Raw genomic sequence first — 20767 nt, 5'->3', positions numbered from 1 at the left:
CCTCAGGAGGGCGGCTCCGCGGTGTACGAGGAGGCCCGCTCACTGCTCGACTGGGGTTTCGAGGCGGGCAGCCGGGTCGAGCCGGTGGGTTCGCTGGAGGCGTCGAAGCCTGCCGCGCGACCGGCCGCGGCGACTACGCCCGCCGTGGCGGCCGCCGTGCCGGAGGAGGCCGGCTCCGGCTGGAGGAAAGCGGGGCTGATCGCGGGTGCCGCCGGACTGGGCGCGGCGGCCGTGGTGCTGGTGCTGCGGCTGCCGGTCCGCCGTTCCGGAGACCGCTGACCGGCCGGCAGCCACAGCAGCAGGCCCAGGGTGATCCAGGCGTAGGTGTTGCTGCCCAGGAAGCCGTCGACGCCGGACGCGTCGTCGAACCACAGCCACACCACGCTGGTGCACAGCGCCGCGTACAGGGCGCCTGCGATCCGGGCGTGCCCGGTGCGGATCAGCACGGCGAAGGACGGCAGCAGCCACACGAGATGGTGCACCCAGGTGACCGGGCTGACGAGACAGGCGGCGAGACCGGTCAGGGCGAACGCCGCCGTCCAGTCCCCCGCGGCGACCGCCCGGTGGGCCCGCAGCACCCACACGCCGAGGACCAGCAGGACCGCCGCCGCCCACACGGCCCGGTCCGCTTCGCCCAGGCGGGCCAGGATGCCCTGCACCGACTGGTTCGAGACGTAGCCGAGGCGGCCCACCCGGTTGGTGTCCCACAGCGCCTCGGTCCAGTAGAAGCGTGAGGCGCCGGGGTCCACCCACGCCGCGAGGGCCGTGGCACCGAGGGCGACGGCCGTGGCGACCGCCGCCGCACACCACCTTCTGGCCACCAGCAGCAGACCGATGAACAACGCCGGCGTGAGCTTGATCGCGGCCGCCAGCCCGATGCCGATGCCGGCCCAGCGGGTGCGCCCGGTGGCGAGCAGCGCCGCGTCGGTGAGCACGAGCGCCAGCAGCAGGAGATTCACCTGGCCGAAGCTGAAGGTGTCGCGGAGCGGCTCGAACAGCGCGAGGACGCAGGCGGTCAGGGCCCAGCCGTACCAGCCGTGGCGCCGCCAGGCCGGGCCGGCGAGCAGCCGCAGGATCAGTGCCAGGGCCGCCGCATTGAGCAGCAGGGCGGCGGCGATCGCGGTGCGCAGGTCCAGCAGGGCCATCGGCAGCATGACGACGGCGGCGAACGGCGGGTAGGTGAAGCCGTACACCGTGCCGGGGACCCGGTAGTCGTAGATCCGGCCGCCGTGGTGGACCCAGCTGTCGATGGTTCCGTAGTAGACGCGCAGGTCGAACCAGTCGCGCAGCAGGGGCACGGTCGCCGTGAAGACCGTCACCACCGTGGCGAGCGCGAGCAGGAGCAGCAGTCGTCCGCGGTCGGAGCGCGGCAGGCCCGGGGTCATGCCGTGTGTCCCAGCGCCGGTGCCAGCTCGGCCTGGTGGGCCTGCCACAGCACGACGACCGCGAGGGCGCCGCCGGAGACGGCCAGCACGAGTTGCCCGGTGTCGGCCGGACCGCCGCCGGGCAGGACGCAGAGCGCGAGCACGCCGGTCACGGCCGCCATGCGGTGGCGTACGGAGGTGCTGGGCGCGGCGGCGGCGATGAGGAACAGGCCCCACAGGGCGTACCAGGGGCGGATCGCCGGGCCGAGCGCGGCGACCGCCGCCAGGCTCAGACCCAGCGCGTACAGCGGTCGTGGCCGTAGCCGGAGCCATATCAGGACGATCGCGGCCCCGGCCGCCACGACGCCCAGCGCGTGCCAGGCGGGGATCGCCAGGGGCGCGAGATCGCTGCCGAGGTGTTCCAACAGGGCGCGGGTGGCGCGGCCGAGGAGGGTGGTCAGGGCCCAGTTCTGGGGCGAGACGGGGGTGTTCAGGGCACCGATCCAGCCGTATCCGGTGCCCGCCGCGGCCGTGGCCGCGACGGTCGTCCCCGCGGCCGCGACGGTGGTCGTGACGAGGGCCTTCGGCGTACTGCGGCCCGCACGGACTTGAAGGACGACGACAGCGGCGAGACCCAGCGCGGCGGGCGCCTTGACCAGCGCGGCGAGCGTGACGAGGACCGCGCCGAGGAACGGCCACCGGCCGAGCGCCGCCACCAGGCCGGCGCCGAGCAGGCCCAGCATGACGGCGTCGTTGTGCGCGCCCGCGACCAGATGCAGCAGGACGAGCGGGTTGAGGGCGCCCAGCCACAGCGCGGCGGCCGGGTCGGCGCCGCTGTGGCGGGCGAGGCGGGGCAGCGCGGCGGCCATCAGGGCCACGCCGGCGAGCGCGACGAGCCGCATCCCGAACAGTCCGGCGGGCAGTTCACCGCGCGTCAGCGCCGACAAGGCCGCCGCGACGGCGAGGAACACCGGCCCGTACGGGGCGCCGGTGTGGCGCCAGAGCGGGGCGACCTCGCCGGCGAGCGGGCCGCCGAGCTGCGACGGCCCGTGCGCGTAGACGTCCATGTGCGCCTCGACCATCGCCCCTTGGGCGAGGTAGCTGTACACGTCCCGGCTGAACAGCGGCGGGGCGAGCAGCAGCGGGGCGGCCCAGACGGCGAGCACGAGCAGCAGGGCGCGGGGCGCGGGCGGTCGCGGCCCCCGGACCAGCCGGCCCAGCAGTGCCCAGGCCGCGATCAGCAGGACGAGTCCGAAGTACACCGCCACCAGGCCGAGGGCGGCGCGTGCGGAGGCCGGGTGCAGGAGGTCGCGTACGGGCAGGGCTCCGGCCGTCTCACCGCCTGCCGTGAGGAAGGCGGTACCGGCCAGACCGAGTATCTGGCAGCGGCGGAGATCGACGGGGAAAGCCATGGCCAACACTCGGGCAGCGTGTCAACGTGGGGTGGCTCGAAAGCGACGTGGAGTGCTCCGGCGGGAAGCCGAAGTGTGTCCGGCCGGTGATCGGGTGCGGGGCGGTGGGGACCGGCGAGCAGCTGCCGGGTGCGGTGGTGTGCGGAGTGCGGGCTCGTCGTGGCTTGTCGCGCAGTTCCCCGCGCCCCTGAGGCATCACAGCACGCTCTGCCGGGAAGTTCTGTCAGAACACCGACAGGCCCGTCAGCGTCGTGAATCTGTCCAGGGCCGCCACGCCCGCCACCGAGTTGCCCCGTTCGTCCAGGCCGGGGCTCCACACGCACAGCGTGCAGCGGCCCGGGACGACGGCGATGATGCCGCCGCCCACGCCGCTCTTGCCGGGCAGGCCCACGCGGTAGGCGAAGTCGCCCGCCGCGTCGTACGTGCCGCAGGTGAGCATGATCGCGTTGATCTGCTTGGCCTGGCTGCGGGTGAGCAGGCGGGTGCCGTCGGCGCGTATGCCGTGCCGGGCGAGGAAGGTGGTGGCGAGGGCGAGGTCGGCGCAGGACGCCGCGATCGAGCACTGCCGGAAGTACTGGTCGAGCAGGACCGGCACCGGGTTGTCGATGTTGCCGTAGGACGCCATGAAGTGGCCGAGGGCGGCGTTGCGGTCGCCGTGGGCGGACTCGGACGCCGCGACCTCCTGGTCGAAGGTCAGGTCCGTGTTGCCGCTCTCCGCCCGCAGGAACTCCAGCAGTTCGCCCGACGCGTCGCCGGTACGGGTGTGCAGCCGGTCGGTGACGACGAGGGCGCCCGCGTTGATGAACGGGTTGCGCGGGATGCCGTTCTCGTACTCCAGCTGGACCAGGGAGTTGAAGGGGTTGCCGGACGGCTCGCGGCCGACGTGTTCCCACAGGGCGTCGCCCTCGCGGGCCAGGACGAGGGCGAGGGTGAAGAGCTTGGTGATGGACTGCGCGGAGAAGGGCCGCCGCCAGTCCCCCACGCCGTACACCGTGCCGTCCGGCTCGGCGACGGCCATGCCGAAGCTGCGCGGGTCGCGGGCGGCGAGCGCCGGGATGTAGTCGGCGGGCCGGCCCCGCCCGGGCGTGCGCTCGATCTCCTCGGCGATGCGCTCCAGGACCGGCTGAAAGGTCGTCGACGACGTCATGATCCGATTGTCCCTCCGTGCCGGTCCCGGTGCGCTCGTGTCCGTCAGGCCGCAGGGGCCGGGCCGCTGCCGGCCAGGACCTCCGGACGCAGCAGGCCGGCGAGCGTCTCGGCGGGCAGCAGGCCCTTCTCCAGGACGAGTTCCGCCACGCCCCGGCCGCTGGCGAGGGCCTCCTTGGCGATGTCGGTGGCGGCCGTGTAGCCGATGTGCGGGTTGAGGGCGGTGACGAGGCCGATGGAGTTCTCGACGGTCGCGCGCAGCGCCTCGGTGTTGGCGGTGATGCCGGCCACGCAGCGTTCGGCGAGGGTGAGGCAGGCCGCGCGAAGGTGCGTGATGCTCTCCGACAGGGAGTGCAGGATGATCGGCTCGAAGGCGTTGAGCTGAAGCTGTCCGGCCTCGGCGGCCATGGTGATGGTGACGTCGTTGCCGATCACCTCGAAGGCGACCTGGTTGACGACCTCGGGGATCACCGGGTTGACCTTGCCGGGCATGATGGACGAACCGGCCTGCACCGGCGGCAGGTTGATCTCGCCGAGCCCGGCGCGCGGGCCGGACGACAGCAGCCGCAGGTCGTTGCAGCTCTTGGAGAGCTTGACCGCGATGCGCTTGAGCACGCCCGACATCTGGACGAAGGCGCCGCAGTCCTGGGTCGCCTCGACGAGGTTGGCCGCCGTCACCAGGGGCAGCCCGGTGATGGCCGCGAGGTGGCGGCGGGCCGACTCGGCGTATCCGGCGGGGGCGTTGAGACCGGTGCCGATCGCCGTGGCGCCGAGGTTGATCTCATGGATCAGCTCGACGGCCTCGGCAAGACGTGACCGGTCCTCGTCCATCATGACGGCGTACGCGGAGAACTCTTGACCCAGCGTCATCGGCACCGCGTCCTGCAACTGTGTACGGCCCATCTTGAGCACGTCGCGGAACTCGACGGCCTTGCGGGCGAAGGTCTCCTGGAGGACGGACATCGCGTCAAGCAGGCCGCGCACCGCGAACACCGTCGCGATCTTGACGGCGGTCGGGTAGACGTCGTTGGTGGACTGGCCGAGGTTGACGTCCTCGTTGGGGTGCAGATACCGGTACTGGCCCTTGGCGTGGCCCAGCAGTTCCAGCGCCCGGTTCGCCACGACCTCGTTGGCGTTCATGTTGGTGGAGGTGCCGGCGCCGCCCTGGACGACGTCGACGACGAACTGGTCGTGCAGCTTGCCGTCGCGGATCTCCCGGCAGGCGGCGACGATGGCGGTGGCCTTCTCCGGCTCCAGCAGGCCGAGTTCCTCGTTGGCGAGGGCGGCTGCCTCCTTGACGGCGGCCAGCGCGTCGATCAGGTGCGGGTAGGCGGAGATGGGCATGCCCGTGATGGGAAAGTTCTCCGTGGCACGCAGGGTGTGCACACCCCAGTAGGCCTCGGCGGGAACATCCCGGTCCCCGAGCAGATCGTGTTCGGAACGGGTGGCGGCGGTCATGAGGGTGAGGTGCCTCTTTATCTGACGGAGTGAAGGTGGACGCCCCGAGGGGCGCGGGGAACTGCGCGATCAAGCGGCGGCGCGGACGGACGGCCGTCGGCCGGGCGACAACCCGCAGTCCCCCATCGGATTCGGCATGGAGCTACAGGTCAGCCGTCACCGGCAGTGCATCCAGCGCACGCACCGGCCGTACGCGTCCCACCGGCTCCCCGCCCCCGAGCAGCTGCTCACCCGCGAACTCCGTGAGCGACTCCGGGTCGACGCCCGCCCGGGCCAGCGCGGCGGCGGTGACCGGGATCCGCGCCCGGTTCGCCCCGTCCGCGATCTTCACCGCCACAGCCCGCCCGTCGGCCAGCGCAGCGACCTGCACGCCCTCGAAGCCGTCCTTGGTGAGCAGGCCCGGCACGGCCCGCATCAGCGCGGCGACGTCCCGGCCGGAGCCGGAGGCCATCTCGGCGTGCTCGCGCATCGCGTCGGCGACCCGGGCCTCGGGCGTGCCCGGCGCGGCGGTGACGATCCGGGCGGTGGCCCGGGCGAGGCCGTGCAGGGAGATGGAGAACAGGGGCGCGCCGCAGCCGTCGACGGTGACCCGGGCGATGCGCTGCCCGGTGAGGTCCTCGACGATCTCGGCGATGGCCTGCTGGAGCGGGTGGCCGGGGTCGAGGTAGTTCTCCAGCGGCCAGCCGTTGAGGGTGCAGGTGTAGAGCATGGCCGCGTGCTTGCCGGAGCAGTTCTGCGCGAGCCGGGAGGGCAGCCGGCCCTCACGCACCCAGGCGTCCCGGACGACCGGATCGAACGGCAGGTCCGGGACGTTGCGCAGGTGCTCCTCGGTGAGCCCGGCAAGTTCGAGGATGCGCCGGGTACCGGCGAGGTGGCGTTCCTCACCGGAGTGGCTGGCCGCGGTCAGCGACAGCAGGTCGCCATCGAGCGGGAGCCCGGCCCGGGCCATGGCCACGGCCTGGACGGGCTTGATCGCGGAGCGGGGATAGAAGGCGGCCTCGATGTCTCCGATCTGGAGCTGGACCTCTGAGTCGGCGCCGAGGACGACGACGGAGCCGTAGTGGATGCCTTCGACGATTCCGCCGCGGATGAGGTGGGCGACGGGGGCGTGGACGGGTTCACGGACAAGGGGTGCGTCCGCGAGGGAACTGCTGTACATCACTGCCTGCTTCTCGTGGAGCGGCGCGTCTGTCACGCGTCGGCTCCGGTGGTGGACTTGCGCGCGACACGGCCGCGGACGGCGAACCATCCGGCGACCAGTGCCCCGACGATCAGCGGCAGGCACAGCACGGTGGTGCGTCCCGCGCCGCCGTCGGCGTACATGAGGACCAGGACGGAGGCGAGGAACGCCAGCGTCACGATCTCGGTCCAGGGGGAGCCCGGCAGCCGGTAGCCCGGGCGGCTCAGCTCGCCCTTCTGGGTCTTCTGCCAGAAGAGGAGGTGACAGAGCATGATCATGCCCCAGGTGGCGAGGATACCGATCGCCGCGAAGTTCAGCACGATCTCGAACGCCTCGGCGGGCACGACGAAGTTGAGGCCGACGCCCAGGACGCAGATGCCGCTGGTCAGCAGGATGCCGCCGTAGGGGACCTGGCTGCGGCTCATCACGGAGGTGAACTTGGGCGCGGAGCCGGCCATGGCCATGGAGCGCAGGATGCGGCCGGTGGAGTAGAGGCCGGAGTTGAGGGAGGACATCGCGGCGGTGAGGACGACGAGGTTCATCACGCCGCCGGCCGCCGGGACGCCGATGTTGGACAGCACCGTGACGAAGGGGCTCTCCCCCGCCGTGTACTTGTTCCACGGCAGCAGCATCGACAGCAGGACGACGGAGCCGACGTAGAACACGCCCACGCGCCACATGATCGAGTTGATCGCCTTCGGCATGATCTTCTCGGGGTTCCGGGTCTCCCCGGCGGCGACGCCGACGAGCTCGACCGAGGCGTAGGCGAAGACGACGCCCTGGATGATCAGCAGCATCGGCAGCAGGCCGTGCGGGAAGATGCCGCCGCTGTCGCTGATGAGGGACGGGCCGGGGCTATGGCCGTCGACGGGGTGCTGGGTGACCAGCAGGAAGATGCCTATGCACATGAAGACGACGAGCGCGCCGACCTTGACGATCGCGAACCAGAACTCCAGTTCGCCGAAGATCTTCACCGAGATCAGGTTCACGGTGAGCACGACCGCCAGCGCGATGAGCGCGATCACCCACTGCGGGATGTCGGAGAACATGCCCCAGTAATGGGTGTAGGTGGCCACGGCGGTGATGTCGGCGATGCCGGTGGTCGCCCAGTTGAGGAAGTACATCCAGCCGGCGGTGTAGGCGCCCTTCTCTCCCATGAACTCGCGGGCGTACGACACGAAGGCGCCGGAGGAGGGCCGGTAGAGGACGAGTTCGCCGAGGGCGCGCACGACGAGGAAGGCGAAGAGGCCGCAGACCGCGTAGGCGATGAAGAGGGAGGGGCCGGCGTCGGCGAGGCGGCCGCCGGCGCCGAGGAAGAGGCCGGTGCCGATGGCGCCGCCGATGGCGATCATGTTGACGTGCCGGGACTTCAGGGACTTGCTGTAGCCGGCGTCTCCGGCGTCGACATGGCCGGAACGTTTCTGCACGCCTTCGTGCAGGGACTGCTCGCTCACGCCTCGGGTCCGCCTTCCGTGGGGGTGTCCGTGCGCGCGGGGCGCACGATGTCGGTGAGGGTGGTCTCGACGCGGTCGAGGTGGTGGGCCATGGCCTCCACCGCGTCGTTCTCGGAACCGTCGATCAGCGCCTCGACGATCGCCCGGTGCTCGCGGTTGGACTGCTCGCGGCGGCCGCCCAGCTCGTTGAGGAAGGCGGACTGGCGGGCCAGCGCGTCCCGGATCTCCTCGATGACCCGGCGGAAGACCGGGTTCTGGGCGGCCTCGGCCACGGCGAGGTGGAACAGCGTGTCCATCGCGACCCAGGCGGTGGTGTCCGTCTCCTGTTCCATCCGGTCCAGGAGGTGGGCCAGGTGGTCGAGGTTCTCCGGGGTGCGGCGCCGGGCCGCGTACCCGGCGACCGGGATCTCGACGTGGCGGCGCACCTCCAGCAGGTCGCTGGCCGAGTAGTCGCCGAACGTGGGGTCCTCGACGGTGCTGGCGACGACGAAGGTGCCCTTGCCGGTCCTGGAGACGGTCAGGCCCATGGTCTGCAGGGCTCGCAACGCCTCGCGCAGCACGGGCCGGGAGACCTCCAGGGTGCGGCACAGCTCCGCCTCGGAGGGGAGCTTGTCGCCGATCGCGTAGTCGCCGCGCTCGATGGCGCCGCGCAGATACGCCAGCACCGCTTCCATGGCACTGACGCGCCGCACGGGCTGTCCGGCTGTCCGGCTGTCTGACAGGTTCACGGTGGCGATCCTGGGGGTCGCGGCAGGCGCCTGTCAAGGGGTCGCAACAAAACGTTCAGGGGGCCGGAAGCCCGCGTTCACGCTTCCGGCCCGCGCCCGGCCTCCTGGCCGTCGCGACCGGTCAGCCGGTGAGCACACCCGTCCCGAGCAGGCCGAACAGCAGCACTCCCACGACGATCCGGTAGATCACGAAGGCGTTGAAGGAGTGCTTGGCGACGAACTTCAGCAGCCAAGCGATGGAGCCGTAGGCCACCGCGAAGGACACGATCGTGCCGACGGCGAGCGGGGCCGCGCCCACGCCGGTGCCCAGGGCGTCCTTGAGTTCGTAGAGGCCGGCGCCGGTCAGGGCGGGGATGCCGAGGAAGAAGGAGAGCCGGGTGGCGGCGACCCGGTCCAGATCGAGGATCAGCGCCGTGGACATGGTGGCGCCGGAGCGGGAGAAGCCGGGGAAGAGCAGGGCGAGGATCTGGGAGCTGCCGACGAGCATGGCGTCCTTGAAGGAGGTGTCGTCCTCGCCGCGCTTGTGCCGGCCCATCTGGTCCGCCACCCACATGACCCCGCTGCCGGCGATCAGCGAGCCGGCCACCACCCACAGCGAGGCGAGCGGGCCCTGGATGAGCGGCTTGGCGGCGAGTCCGACGGCGACGATCGGGATCGTCGCGTAGATGACCCACCAGGCGAACTTGTAGTCGTGGTGGTACCGCTCCTCACGGTCGCGCAGACCCCGCCCCCACGCGGAGACGATCCGCACGATGTCCTTGAAGAAGTACACGAGCACCGCGGCGATCGCGCCGACCTGGATGACGGCCGAGAACCCGACCACGGCGTGATCGTCGACGGGGATGCCCATGAGCCCTTCGGCGATCTTCAGATGGCCGGTGGAGGAGACGGGCAGGAACTCGGTCACCCCCTCGACGGCTCCGAGGACGACGGCCTGACCGACACTGATGACGCTCATGGGATCCAGTTCTGTGCGGGTGAGACGGGCGCGGAGAGGACCGTCTTACTACACGCGGGCGAGAACGGGGCTCACAGACGCGCGAGTGCCACCCCCGTGAACGCCGCCCCGAGACCGGCCGCCAGGCTCGCCGTCACATTGAGGACGGCGTAGCCGCGGGCCCCCGTCTCCACCAGCCGCAGCGTCTCGTAGGAGAACGTCGAGTACGTCGTCAGGGCCCCGCACAGCCCGGTGCCGAGCAGCAGTTGGACGTGTCCGGCGACGCCGGTGAGCAGGCCGAGGATCAGACAGCCGGTGACGTTCACCGCGAAGGTGCCCCAGGGGAAGACGGAGTCGTGCCGGGCCTGCACCGCGCGGTCGGTGAGGTAGCGCAGCGGGGCACCGACCATGGCGCCCCCGACGACCAGCAGCCAGTTCACAACGACCTCTTACCCTTCCCGTCCGTTTCGCCCGGGGTGTCCGCCCGGCCGGTGTACCGGATGACTTGGCAGTCGTCGAGAGTCACCAGGCCCTCGGTGACGAGTTCGTCGAGCTGGGGCAGGAAGGCCCGCACGCGTGGCTCGGTGTCGACGATCACGACGGCGACGGGCAGGTCCTCGCTCAGCGACAGCAGCCGCGAGGTGTGGATCAGCGAGGAGGCGCCGAAACCCTCGACACCCCGGAAGACGCTGGCGCCCGCGAGGCCCGCCGCGTGGGCCCGGTGGACGATCTCCGAGTAGAGGGGCTTGTGGTGCCAGGTGTCGTTCTCGCCGACGAAGACGGTCAGGCGCAGGGCCCTGCCGGTCAGCCGTGTCATGACTGCCTCCACTTCAGGGCACGGCGGGTCGACCAGGCCGCGAGCCATACCGCCGTGAGCGCCGCGAGCGGGGTCGCGGCGAGGTAGGCCAGGCCGGTGCGGAGGTGGCCGCCGTCGGCCAGCTTCTGGATGTCGACGGCGTAGGTCGAGAAGGTCGTGAACCCCCCGAGCACGCCGGTGCCGAAGAAGGGTCGGACCAGGCGGTGGGCGGCCCGGACCTCGGTGATGACCACCATGAACACGCCGATCACGGCGCAGCCGGCGACGTTGACCCAGAAGATCGTCCAGGGGAAGCCGCCCGTGTGCGAGGGCCACCACAGGGACGCCGCGTAGCGGGCGGCGGCCCCCACTCCCCCGCCGAGCGCCACCGCCGCGACGACCGGCGCCTGGGCGCGCCAGGCGGGCGGGTGCGGTGCGGCGGGCCGGATGCGCAGGCTTTCCGTCTCGGGGGCCGTCATGGTCGTACGTCTCCTACTCGCCGGGGCCCGGAATCTGCGGGCGCGTGCCGTCGCAAGTAGGGACCGTTGGCGGCGTCCGTGCCGCGGTTCGGGTACGGCGGGCCCCACCGCCGCGCCGCGAGAGGTGGCGCGGCCGGGGTTCAGGTTAACCCCGGTGGCGAACCGGCGTCACTTCGGGCTGGGTGGCTCGCAGACCGCCACGCCCGGCTCCCAGAGGCTGCCCAGCACGAGGTTTCCGCCCGCCTCGCACACGCTGGTGACCATCCGGTACCCGGAGTGGCGGCGGGCGAGGTGGTGGACGACGCGGCCCGCGTCGTCGAAGGCCAGGACGGCGATCGTGCCGGTGGGACGGAAGGGGGCGTGTACGGCCGCGCGGGCGGCGGCCCGGCGGACCGCGGGCGCGCTGCGGTGGAACAGGTCGAGGGCGGGGACGCGGGGCCCGGCCAGCGCGACCCAGACCGGTCCGTCCGGGGCACCGCGCCACAGGTTGTCGGGCATGCCCGGGAGGTTCTCGGCGAAGGGCTCGCTCCGGCCGGCGCCGGGTCCGGTGAGCCGGTAGCGGATGAGCCGGCGGGCGCCGGTCTCGGCGACGACGAGGAACGACTCGTCGGCCCCGGCGGCGAGCCCGTTGGCGAACTGGAGGCCGTCCAGCACCACCTCGGGGGTGTCCGCGCCGGGGGCGAGGCGCAGCAGGCGTCCCGTCCCGGTGTGTTCGACGATGTCGCCGATCCAGTGGTCCAGGGGATGGCGGCGGCTGGAGACGGTGAAGTACACGCTGCCGTCGGAGAGGGACACGACGTTGCTGGCGAACCGCAGCCGCTCCCCCGCCACCGAGTCGGCGAGAACGCGGACCGTGCCGTCGCCGGTGCCGACGCGCAGCAGTCCGCGTTCGGCGTCGCACACCAGCAGGTCGCCGTCCGGGAGGAGTTCGAGCCCGAGCGGCCTGCCGCCGGTCTCGGCGATCACCTCGGTCCGGGCCGTCACCGGGTCCCCCAGGCCGTCCAGGCGCAGGATGCGGCCGTCCGCCAGGCCGGTCAGCACGCGGCCGCGCGGGTCGGCGACCACGTCCTCGGGGCCGTGGCCCACGGCGACGTAGTGGCGTGGGACGAGTGCCGTGGGGCGTTCCATCGTGTGCGTGTCCTTCACCGTCGGGGGGATTCCGCTGTACCGGGCTGTACCGGGTCGACTACCAGCCCTTTTCAAACATCCGGGCGACCTCGGCAATCCGCATCTCGTCGCGGTGGTAGTGCACGCGGCCCGCGGACCGGCTGGTGCGCAGCATGCCGGTGGCCTGGAGCAGCCGGAGGTGGGTGACGGCGACCGGGCGGGGCATCGAGAACCTCTCGGCGACGGCGTCCGCGGTGACGCCGTGCGCGGCGGGGCCGGGTTCCTTCAGCCAGGCCAGGATGCGCAGGCGCGTCTCGTCCGTGGGAGTCCTCAGCATGTCGTGCCCCTGCCTCGCGGCTCTGGTCCTCTCACCGCGTCTTCCCACTGTCCCGCAGTCGAAGCCGCCGCGTCCGGGACTCGGCATCCTTGACCGATACCGAACTTCCGTAGGCCACAAGTGAGTTCGAGAACGGGCGAGGGCCCGGCCGCGGGTGTGCGGCCGGGCCCCCCTCCCCGTGGTCAGCGGTGGCGGAACCAGGACGTCGACGACAGCGCCCGGTCGTCGTAGCCGAACAGCGCCTGGTTCTCCCAGGCGTTGCCGGAGGACGGGTCGGTCGGGTCCCAGCCGTTGCCGTTCACCGCGGTCCAGGTCGCCTCCCAGTAGAAGATGCCGAGGCCACGGCCGTTCGGGACGGCCTCCACGATGCTCGCCACGTCGTTCATCCACCGGGTCTGGCCGGCCACGCTCGCCGGGTAGCCGGAGACCAGTTCGGCACTGGTGTCGATGATGTTCTCGTGCGAGTCCTCGCTGTCCAGGCGGAACGGGTAGGCGGTCTCGGCGACGAAGACCGGCTTGCCGTAACGGGAGGCCGCGTCGTCGAGGGTCGTCTGGAAGTCGGCCAGCGTGCCGTGCCAGTAGCCGTAGTACGACAGGCCGATCGCGTCGAACTTCACGCCGCCCGAGCGCGCGCTGTCGAACCACCAGCGGGTGCCGGGCAGGTCACCGCCCTTGGCGAGGTGCAGGGCGACGGTCGTGCCGGAGTTGACCGCCTTGACCGCGTCATAGCCGGAGTTGAGCAGACCGGCCAGCTGCGTCCAGTTGGAGGTCGATCCCTCGTTCCACAGCATGCCGCCGTTGATCTCGTTGCCGACCTGGACCATGTCGGCGGTGGTGCCCTGCGCCTTCAAGGCGTTCAACACGTCGTACGTGTGGTTGTACACGTCGGTCTTGAGTTGACTGTACGAGTGTCCGGTCCAGGCGGCGGGCTTGTCCTGGCGGCCCGGGTCGGCCCAGAAGTCCGAGTAGTGGAAGTCGACCAGCAGCTTCATGCCCTGCGCCTTGACGCGCTTGGCCGTGGCGAGGACGCGCGCCTTGTTGTTGTAGCCGTCGGCCGGGTTCACCCAGACCTTGAGGCGCGCGTAGTTCATGCCGGACGACTTGAGGATCGCCAGGGGGTCGCCGGCCGTGCCGGAGCTGTTCCGGTAGACGCCGCCCTTGGCCTCGCTCTTGGCCAGGGACGAGATGTCGGCGCCCTTGATCGACGTACCGGACGTGCCCGACGTGAAGGTCAGGTCGTCAACATTGATCCAGTTGCCCGCGTTCGCGTCACTGTTGACGCTGATCGTGCACTGGTTGCTGGTCACATTGACCGGCACGACGATCCGGATCCACCCACTGGCCGAGACCGGCAGGTCGGTGCGCTGCTCGGCTCCGCCGCAGTTCTTCAGCGCGATGTACGCGGACTTCTGCCCGCCGCCGGAGCGCACCCAGGCGGTGAGCTTGTAGGCGCCGTTGGTGAGTCCGGACAGGTACTGGTACGTCTCCACCTTGTAGGCGGTGGAGGCCCAGTGGCTCAGGCGGTAGCTGCCGCCGTGGCCGCCGGACTCGGTGAACGAGGCGCCGGTGTCGCCGTACTCGGACCAGCCGCCCGGTGTGGCCGCGCCCGCGCCGTCGGCCTCGAAACCGCCGTTGGCCGGCGTGCTCGCGGCGTGGGCGGAGGTGGCGGGAAGGGCGGTGAGGGCGAGCCCCGCCGCGAGCGGGAGCAGCAGGGTCCTGAGCGTGCGTCTGGGATGGAACATCGTCGTCCGTCGTCCCTTCGACGTGGGGGTTGAGGGTGCCCCTCGCCCGGAGGAGGGGCGAGAGGGCCCCTCCGCCCGCGGCTCCTGCGGCTCGCACGGGCGGAGGGGAGTCGGTTCAGCCGTCGAGCCGGACGACCCGGACGGCTCCGGCCGGGACCGGCAGCCGGCCCACGGCGCGTTCACCGGTCAGCAGCTCGGTGCCGGGGGCCTCCAGCGGCACCTTGGCGTCCGAGCCGGTGTGGTTGACGGCGAACAGGTAGGTGCCCGACTCGCCGGTGCGGCGGACCACTTCGACGTCCCGGGGCAGGTCGGCGCGCGGGGCGAGCCGCGCGTCCTCGGCCGCCCAGCCGAGCAGCGCGTCGAGGCCGTCGGATCCCAGCCGGGTGGAGATGTACCAGGCGGTGCCCTCGCCACGGCGGTGCCGGGTGACGGCGGGCCGCCCGGCGGCGAGGCCGTCGGCGTACGTCAGTACGGTCTCGGCGCCGCGCGGCACCACGAACTCCGTCCACACGTCGGCGCCCAGCTCGGATCCGTCGGGGCCGCTGACGTGCACCCGTTCGCCGGGAAGCAGCGGCGAGAACTCCTCGACGGTGAGGCCGAGGACGTCCCGCAGCGGGCCCGGGTAGGCGCCCTCGTGGACGGCGTCGTGCTCGTCGACGATGCCGGAGAAGTAACTGACGACCAGCGTGCCGCCGTTCTCGACGTACGCCGTGAGGTTGTTCCCGGCCGCCTCCGTCATCAGGTACAGGGCCGGTACGACGACAAGGGGATACCTCGACAAGTCGGCTTCCGGGTGGGCGAAGTCGACGGTGAGGTGGCGGTCGTAGAGTGCCTCGTAGAAGGCGTCGGCGCGCTCGCGGGCGTCGTGGTCGACGCTGGGACGCCATTCGAGGTTCTGCGCCCACCAGGAGTGCCAGTCCCACAGCACGGCCGCGTCGGCTGCGGTGCGGGTGCCGCGGATCTCGCTCAACGCGTCGACGGCCGAGCCGAGTTCGACGACCTCGCGCCACACCCTGGTGTCGATGCCGCCGTGCGGGAGCATCGCCGAGTGGAACTTCTCGGCGCCGCGCCGGGACTGGCGCCACTGGAAGAACATGGCGCCGTCGGAGCCGCGCGCCACGTGCGTGAGGGAGTTGCGGGCCATCTGGCCGGGGGCCTTGGCCGGGTTGCGGGGCTGCCAGTTGACGCCCGAGGTGGAGTGTTCCAGCAGCAGCCAGGGGGCGCCGCCCGCGACGGAGCGGGTGAGGTCGGCGGCCATCGCCAGGTTGACGTGGGTGCGGCGGCCGTCGGTGATCAGGTAGTGGTCGTTGGTGACGATGTCGACCTCGCGGCCCCAGGCCCAGTAGTCGACGGAGTCGCACTGGCTCAGCGCCGTCATGAAGTTGGTGGTGACCGGGACGCCCGGGGAGAGGCGGTGCAGGATGTCCCGCTCCGTCACGAAGTTCTCTCGCATGGTCGCGTCGGCGAACCGCTTGTAGTCCAGCGCCTGGCTCGGGTTGACGGCCGCGGGGGTGAGCCGGGGCGGGTTGATCTGGCCGAAGTCGGTGTAGCGCTGACCCCAGAAGGCCGTGCCCCAGGCCTCGTTGACCGCGTCGACCGTGCCGTACGTCGTCCCCAGCCAGCGGCGGAAGTGCGCGGCGCACGAGTCGCAGTAGCAGGCCGAGACGGGGACGCCGTACTCGTTGTGCACGTGCCACATCGCCAGCGCCGGGTGGTCGCCGTAGCGCTCGGCGAGCTTCGTGGTGATGGCCGCGGCGGCCGCGCGGTAGTCCGCGTTGCTGTGGCAGATCGCCGCGCGGGAGCCGAACTCGTAGCGCACGCCCTCGCGGGTGACCGGCAGGGCGTCGGGGTGGGCCCGGTAGAACCAGACGGGCGGCACGACGGTGGGGGTGCCGAGGTCGACGCGGATGCCGTGTTCGTGCAGCAGGTCCAGGAGCCGGTCGAGCCAGCCGAAGTCGTAGGTGCCGGGCGAGGGCTCCAGCAGTGCCCAGGAGAAGATCCCGACGCTCACCATGGTGACGCCGGCTTCCCGCATCAGCCGGACGTCCTCCTGCCAGACGCTCTCCGGCCACTGCTCGGGGTTGTAGTCCCCACCGAAGGCGAGCCTGGTGAGGCCCCTGGGGGTGGTCTCCGGCATGGATGGTCTCCCGGTCGATCGATCAATTGGGAACGTGCACACACAATGACACGGTGCGGAGCCCAACATAACCGCACAGCAACAACCATTGACAAGTGTCCGGGATGTTTCTCTACTGTGAACGCTCACAGAAGCATGGCAGGTTCTCGCAACAGGCGAGAACCCCAGGTCAGGGGAGAGATCCATGCCGTACACGAAGCGCCGCCGCCTCGTGACATCCGCCGTCGCCCTCGCGCTCGGCGGCCACCGCCCTCGCCGCCTGCGGCTCGGAATCCGGGGACAGCGAGACCGAGTCGGGGCCGGTCTCGCTGACGTACTGGACCTGGACGCCCGGCATGGACAAGGTCGTGGACCTGTGGAACAAGGGGCCGGGCAAGAAGGACCAGATCACCGTAACGGTGAAGAAGCAGGCGTCCGGCGACACGCTCGTCACCAAGATCCTCACCGCGCACAAGGCGGGCAAGGCGCCCGACCTGGTGCAGGCGGAATACCAGGCGCTGCCCACGCTGGTCAGCAACGACGCCCTGGCGGACATATCCAAGAACGTGGGTGACGCGAAGGACAGGTTCGCCGACGGCGTCTGGCAGCAGACGACGCTGGGCACGGACGCGGTCTACGCGGTCCCGCAGGACATCGGGCCGATGATGTTCTACTACCGCGAGGACCTGTTCAAGGAGTACGGCCTGACGGTCCCGACGACCTGGGAGGAGTTCGCCGAGACGGCCCGCAATCTCAAGAAGGCCGCCCCGGACAAGGACCTCACCACCTTCTCCGCCAATGACTCCGGCCTCTTCGCGGGTCTCGCCCAGCAGGCGGGCGCCAAGTGGTGGACGACCTCCGGCGACCAGTGGAAGGTCTCCATCAACGACGCGGCGACGCAGAAGGTCGCGAAGTTCTGGGGCGGCCTGGTCAAGGAGGGCGCCATCGACAACCAGCCGATGTACACCCCCGCCTGGAACAAGGCACTCAACACCGGCAAGCAGATCGCCTGGGTCAGCGCCGTGTGGGCACCGGGCACGCTGACGACGGCCGCCCCCGCCACCAAGGGCAAGTGGGCCATGGCCCCGCTCCCCCAGTGGTCCGCGAACGAGAACCGCACGGGCAGCTGGGGTGGCTCCTCCACCGCCGTCACCACGGACTCCAAGCACCAGCAGGCCGCCGCCGAGTTCGCCACCTGGCTGAACACCGACCGTGACGCCCTGAACGCGCTGGCCAAGGAGAGCGGCATCTACCCGGCCGCCAAGAACGCCCAGACCAGCGGCGCCTTCCTCAAGCCGCCGGCCTACTTCTCCGGCCAGGCCGACTTCTACAGCAAGGCCGCCGACATCGCGGAGACCACGGCGCCGTCCGCCTGGGGGCCCAACGTGAACGTCGCCTACACCACCTTCAAGGACGCCTTCGGCGCCGCCGCGAAGAACAAGTCGGACTTCGGCGCCGCGCTGGAGAAGATGCAGGACGACACCGTCGCCGACATGAAGAAGCAGGGCTTCGAGGTCGCGGAGTGAAAAGCACGGCACGCCGGCAGTCGTACGGGGTCAAGGGCGCCCCGTACGCCCACCCGTCTCCCACCACCACCCTCAAACGAGCGCGAAGCGCCCCCTATTTTTTCCTTGTCCCCGCGACGATTCTGTTCGCGCTGTTCTTCGCACTGCCCATCGGCTACGCGCTCTGGCTCAGCCTCCACAAGGTGAAGGTCTCCGGCCTCGGTCTCGGCTCCGGCGCTCGCAAGGAGGTCTGGGCCGGTCTGGAGAACTACACCGACGCCCTCACCGACAGCGAGCTGGTGAACGGCGCCCTGCGCGTGCTGGGCTACGGCTGCATGGTCGTCCCCGTCATGCTGGGCCTCGCCCTGCTGTTCGCGCTGATGCTCGACTCCGAGAAGGTGCGGCTGGCCCCCTTCACCCGGCTCGCGATCTTCCTGCCGTACGCCATCCCCGGCGTGGTGGCGGCGCTGCTCTGGGGGTTCCTGTACCTGCCGGACGTCAGCCCCTTCTACTTCGTCCTCGACAGGCTGGGGCTGCCGCAGCCGGACCTGCTGGACGGCGGGCCGCTGTACCTGGCCCTGTCGAACATCGCGGTCTGGGGCGGCACCGGCTTCAACATGATCGTCATCTACACCTCGCTCCAGTCGATCCCGGCGGAGGTGTACGAGGCGGCGAAGCTGGACGGCGCCACCCCGGCGCAGATCGCGCTGCGGATCAAGATCCCGATGGTGGCGCCCTCGCTGGTGCTGACCTTCTTCTTCTCGATCATCGCGACGCTGCAGGTGTTCAACGAGCCGACCACCCTCAAGCCGCTCACCAACTCCGTGTCCACAACGTGGAGTCCGCTGATGAAGGTGTACCGGGACGCGTTCGGCGAGGGTGACATCTACGGGGCCGCGGCGCAGGCCGTGATCATCGCGTTCGCCACGCTCCTGCTGTCCTTCGGCTTCCTGCGGGCCGCGAACCGCCGTCAGAAGCAGGAGGCAGCCCGATGAGTTCCCTTGCCGTTTCCCAGGCCGAGCCGGTGGCGGGCAGCACGCCCGGGACCGCCCAGGGCCGCCCGCCGCTGCGCCGCCGGATCGCCCTGATCCCGACGGCCACCCTGCTCCTGGGGGCGATCTACTGCCTGCTGCCGGTGGCCTGGGTGGTCATCGCCGCCACGAAGTCCGGCAGTGAGCTGTTCTCCACGTTCACGTTCCGGCCGGGCACGGGCTTCGCCGACAACTTCCACGATCTGAGCGCCTACCGCGACGGCGTCTACTGGGAGTGGATGGGCAACTCCGCCCTGTACGCCGTCCTGGGCGCCCTGCTGTCGACGTGCGTGTCCGCGATCAGCGGCTACGCGCTGGCGACCTACCGCTTCCGCAGCCGCGAGACGATCTTCAACGTGCTGCTCGCGGGTGTGCTGATGCCGCCGGTGATCCTGGCCATCCCGCAGTACCTGCTGCTGGCGAAGGCCGACCTCACGGACTCCTACCTCTCCGTCCTGCTGCCGCAGATCCTGTCGCCGTACGGCGTCTACCTCGCGCGGATCTACGCCGCCGCCGCGGTCCCCGCCGACGTGGTCGAGGCCGGCCGGATGGACGGGGCGAGCGAGTGGCGGATCTTCACACGGATCGCGCTGCCGATGATGATCCCCGGCATGGTGACGGTGTTCCTCTTCCAGTTCGTGGCGATCTGGAACAACTTCCTGCTGCCGTACATCATGCTCAGCGACGACGAGAAGTTCCCGATCACCCTCGGCCTGTTCACGTTGCTGGAGCAGGGCGCCAACACCCCGGCGATGTACACCCTGGTGATCACGGGCGCGTTCCTCGCGGTGCTGCCGCTGGTCGCTCTCTTCCTGGTCATCCAGCGGTTCTGGAGTCTGGATCTGCTCTCCGGAGCCGTAAAGTCATGACCATGAACGCTGCGGGGGGCAGGCGCAGGCCGCCCACGATCCACGACGTGGCGCGCGAGGCGGGGGTCTCGCGCGGCACGGTCTCGCGTGTACTCAACGGCGGCCACTACGTCAGCCCGGCCGCCCAGGAAGCGGTCAACGCGGCCATCCGCAGGACGGGTTACGTCGTCAACCGGCACGCCCGCTCCCTGATCACCGGGCGGTCCGACTCGATCGGCTTCCTGCTCACCGAACCGCAGGAGCGGTTCTTCGAGGACCCCAACTTCAACGTCCTGTTGCGCGGCTGCACCCAGGCGCTCGCCACGCACGACATCCCGCTGCTGCTGATGCTGGCGGGCACCGAGGACGAACGGCGCCGCCTCACCCGGTACATCACCGCCGGGCATGTCGACGGGGTGCTGCTGGTCTCCAACCACTCCGGTGACCCCGTCGCCGAGCAGTTGCGCGGGGCCGGGGTGCCGCTGGTGGCGTGCGGGAAGCCGATCGGAATGGGCTCCAAGGTGAGTTACGTGGCCGCCGACGACCGCGACGGCGCCCGCGACATGGTCCGCCATCTGCTGTCGCTCGGGCGGCGCCGGGTGGGCATGGTGACCGGGCCGCTGGACACACCCGGCGGTGTCGAGCGTCTCGCCGGCTACCAGGAGGTGCTCGCGGAGGCGGGCTTCGACTTCGACGAGCGCCTCGTCGTCTCCGGCGACTACAGCCGCGCCAGTGGCGAGGCGGGCGCCGAGCGGCTGCTGGAGCGGGTCCCGGACCTGGACGCGGTGTTCGTCGCCTCGGACCTCATGGCGCAGGGCGTGCTGGCGGCCCTCCACCGGGCGGGGCGGCGCGTGCCGCAGGACGTGGCGGTCGGCGGTTTCGACGACTCCCCGGCCGCCCTGGCGTCCAGCCCGGAGCTCACGACCATCCGGCAGCCGTGGGACCGCATCAGCGCCGAGATGGTGCGGGTGCTGCTCGCGCAGATCGGGGGCGAGGATCCGGCGGCGGTGATCCTGCCGACGGAGCTGGTCAAACGGGAGTCGACGTAGGCTCCCGCCGTCCGGCGAGGGACGCGCACCGCGCGCACTGCATGCACGGTCATCGAATGCCGCGCCGGTGTTACCGTT

The 20767-nt window shown here is 71.1% G+C and carries 18 protein-coding genes and 1 pseudogene; 4 read left to right on the top strand and 15 right to left on the bottom strand.

The annotated features are described in order from the left end of the window. Positions 1–2: 2 nt before the first annotated feature. The 15 genes from QF034_RS38585 to QF034_RS38515 form a co-directional block, all read right to left on the bottom strand. Positions 3–1385 carry a glycosyltransferase 87 family protein gene (locus tag QF034_RS38585; RefSeq protein ID WP_307179301.1) on the bottom strand — a complete coding sequence of 461 codons (1383 nt, stop codon included), beginning with the start codon at positions 1383–1385 and terminating at the stop codon, positions 3–5. After that, positions 1382–2776: a polyprenol phosphomannose-dependent alpha 1,6 mannosyltransferase MptB gene (mptB, locus tag QF034_RS38580; RefSeq protein WP_307179300.1), complete on the bottom strand. Its 1395-nt coding sequence runs from the start codon at positions 2774–2776 to the stop codon at positions 1382–1384. The genes QF034_RS38585 and mptB overlap by 4 nt, the downstream gene beginning before the upstream one ends. 223 nt (positions 2777–2999) lie before the next feature. Beyond that, complete coding sequence (locus QF034_RS38575) at positions 3000–3923, bottom strand: glutaminase (protein WP_086558492.1); 924 nt, start codon at positions 3921–3923, stop codon at positions 3000–3002. 44 nt (positions 3924–3967) lie between these two features. Then, positions 3968–5380: an aspartate ammonia-lyase gene (gene aspA, locus QF034_RS38570; RefSeq protein ID WP_307179299.1), complete on the bottom strand. Its 1413-nt coding sequence runs from the start codon at positions 5378–5380 to the stop codon at positions 3968–3970. Between the two features lie 142 nt (positions 5381–5522). Further along, entirely contained in the window at positions 5523–6539 is a 1017-nt protein-coding gene (locus QF034_RS38565; RefSeq protein ID WP_307180079.1) for an asparaginase, read from the bottom strand. Positions 6540–6571: 32 nt separating this feature from the next. Then, positions 6572–8014, bottom strand: a complete 1443-nt coding sequence (locus QF034_RS38560; RefSeq protein ID WP_307179298.1) for an amino acid permease — start codon at positions 8012–8014, stop codon at positions 6572–6574. Next, positions 8011–8688 carry a FadR/GntR family transcriptional regulator gene (locus tag QF034_RS38555; protein WP_307180078.1) on the bottom strand — a complete coding sequence of 226 codons (678 nt, stop codon included), beginning with the start codon at positions 8686–8688 and terminating at the stop codon, positions 8011–8013. The genes QF034_RS38560 and QF034_RS38555 overlap by 4 nt, the downstream gene beginning before the upstream one ends. A gap of 175 nt (positions 8689–8863) precedes the next feature. After that, complete coding sequence (locus tag QF034_RS38550) at positions 8864–9700, bottom strand: undecaprenyl-diphosphate phosphatase (RefSeq protein ID WP_307179297.1); 837 nt, start codon at positions 9698–9700, stop codon at positions 8864–8866. Positions 9701–9771: 71 nt separating this feature from the next. Beyond that, positions 9772–10119, bottom strand: coding sequence for a fluoride efflux transporter CrcB (gene crcB, locus QF034_RS38545; RefSeq protein ID WP_307179296.1), 348 nt, complete (start codon positions 10117–10119; stop codon positions 9772–9774). Then, positions 10116–10496 carry a DUF190 domain-containing protein gene (locus QF034_RS38540; RefSeq protein WP_307179295.1) on the bottom strand — a complete coding sequence of 127 codons (381 nt, stop codon included), beginning with the start codon at positions 10494–10496 and terminating at the stop codon, positions 10116–10118. The genes crcB (QF034_RS38545) and QF034_RS38540 overlap by 4 nt, the downstream gene beginning before the upstream one ends. Continuing rightward, positions 10493–10954, bottom strand: coding sequence for a fluoride efflux transporter CrcB (gene crcB, locus QF034_RS38535; protein WP_307179294.1), 462 nt, complete (start codon positions 10952–10954; stop codon positions 10493–10495). Before crcB (QF034_RS38535) ends, QF034_RS38540 begins: the two co-directional genes overlap by 4 nt. Before the next feature lie 168 nt (positions 10955–11122). Beyond that, positions 11123–12082, bottom strand: coding sequence for an SMP-30/gluconolactonase/LRE family protein (locus QF034_RS38530; RefSeq protein WP_307179293.1), 960 nt, complete (start codon positions 12080–12082; stop codon positions 11123–11125). Positions 12083–12140: 58 nt separating this feature from the next. Then, entirely contained in the window at positions 12141–12398 is a 258-nt protein-coding gene (locus QF034_RS38525) for an ArsR/SmtB family transcription factor (RefSeq protein WP_307179292.1), read from the bottom strand. A gap of 182 nt (positions 12399–12580) precedes the next feature. Beyond that, complete coding sequence (locus QF034_RS38520) at positions 12581–14140, bottom strand: glycoside hydrolase family 53 protein (protein WP_307179291.1); 1560 nt, start codon at positions 14138–14140, stop codon at positions 12581–12583. Between the two features lie 115 nt (positions 14141–14255). Next, positions 14256–16277 (bottom strand): beta-galactosidase, encoded by a 2022-nt coding sequence (locus tag QF034_RS38515; RefSeq protein WP_307179290.1) that lies wholly within the window; start codon positions 16275–16277, stop codon positions 14256–14258. A gap of 184 nt (positions 16278–16461) precedes the next feature. Between QF034_RS38515 and QF034_RS38510 the strand changes: the two are divergent. The 4 genes and pseudogenes from QF034_RS38510 (at position 16462) to QF034_RS38495 (ending at position 20689) form a co-directional block, all read left to right on the top strand. After that, positions 16462–17782 (top strand): annotated as a pseudogene (locus QF034_RS38510) (ABC transporter substrate-binding protein). After that, positions 17779–18756 carry a carbohydrate ABC transporter permease gene (locus tag QF034_RS38505; protein WP_307179289.1) on the top strand — a complete coding sequence of 326 codons (978 nt, stop codon included), beginning with the start codon at positions 17779–17781 and terminating at the stop codon, positions 18754–18756. Before QF034_RS38510 ends, QF034_RS38505 begins: the two are co-directional and overlap by 4 nt. Further along, positions 18753–19661, top strand: a complete 909-nt coding sequence (locus QF034_RS38500; RefSeq protein ID WP_307179288.1) for a carbohydrate ABC transporter permease — start codon at positions 18753–18755, stop codon at positions 19659–19661. The genes QF034_RS38505 and QF034_RS38500 overlap by 4 nt, the downstream gene beginning before the upstream one ends. Next, positions 19658–20689, top strand: coding sequence for a LacI family DNA-binding transcriptional regulator (locus tag QF034_RS38495; RefSeq protein ID WP_307179287.1), 1032 nt, complete (start codon positions 19658–19660; stop codon positions 20687–20689). Before QF034_RS38500 ends, QF034_RS38495 begins: the two co-directional genes overlap by 4 nt. Positions 20690–20767: the final 78 nt, after the last annotated feature.

Origin of the sequence: Streptomyces africanus (genome assembly GCF_030816955.1) — a bacterium.
In the GTDB taxonomy this organism is placed as follows: domain Bacteria; phylum Actinomycetota; class Actinomycetes; order Streptomycetales; family Streptomycetaceae; genus Streptomyces; species Streptomyces africanus.
The sequence above is the reverse complement of the archived record's forward strand: the minus strand, read 5'-3'. Positions and strand labels throughout refer to the sequence as shown.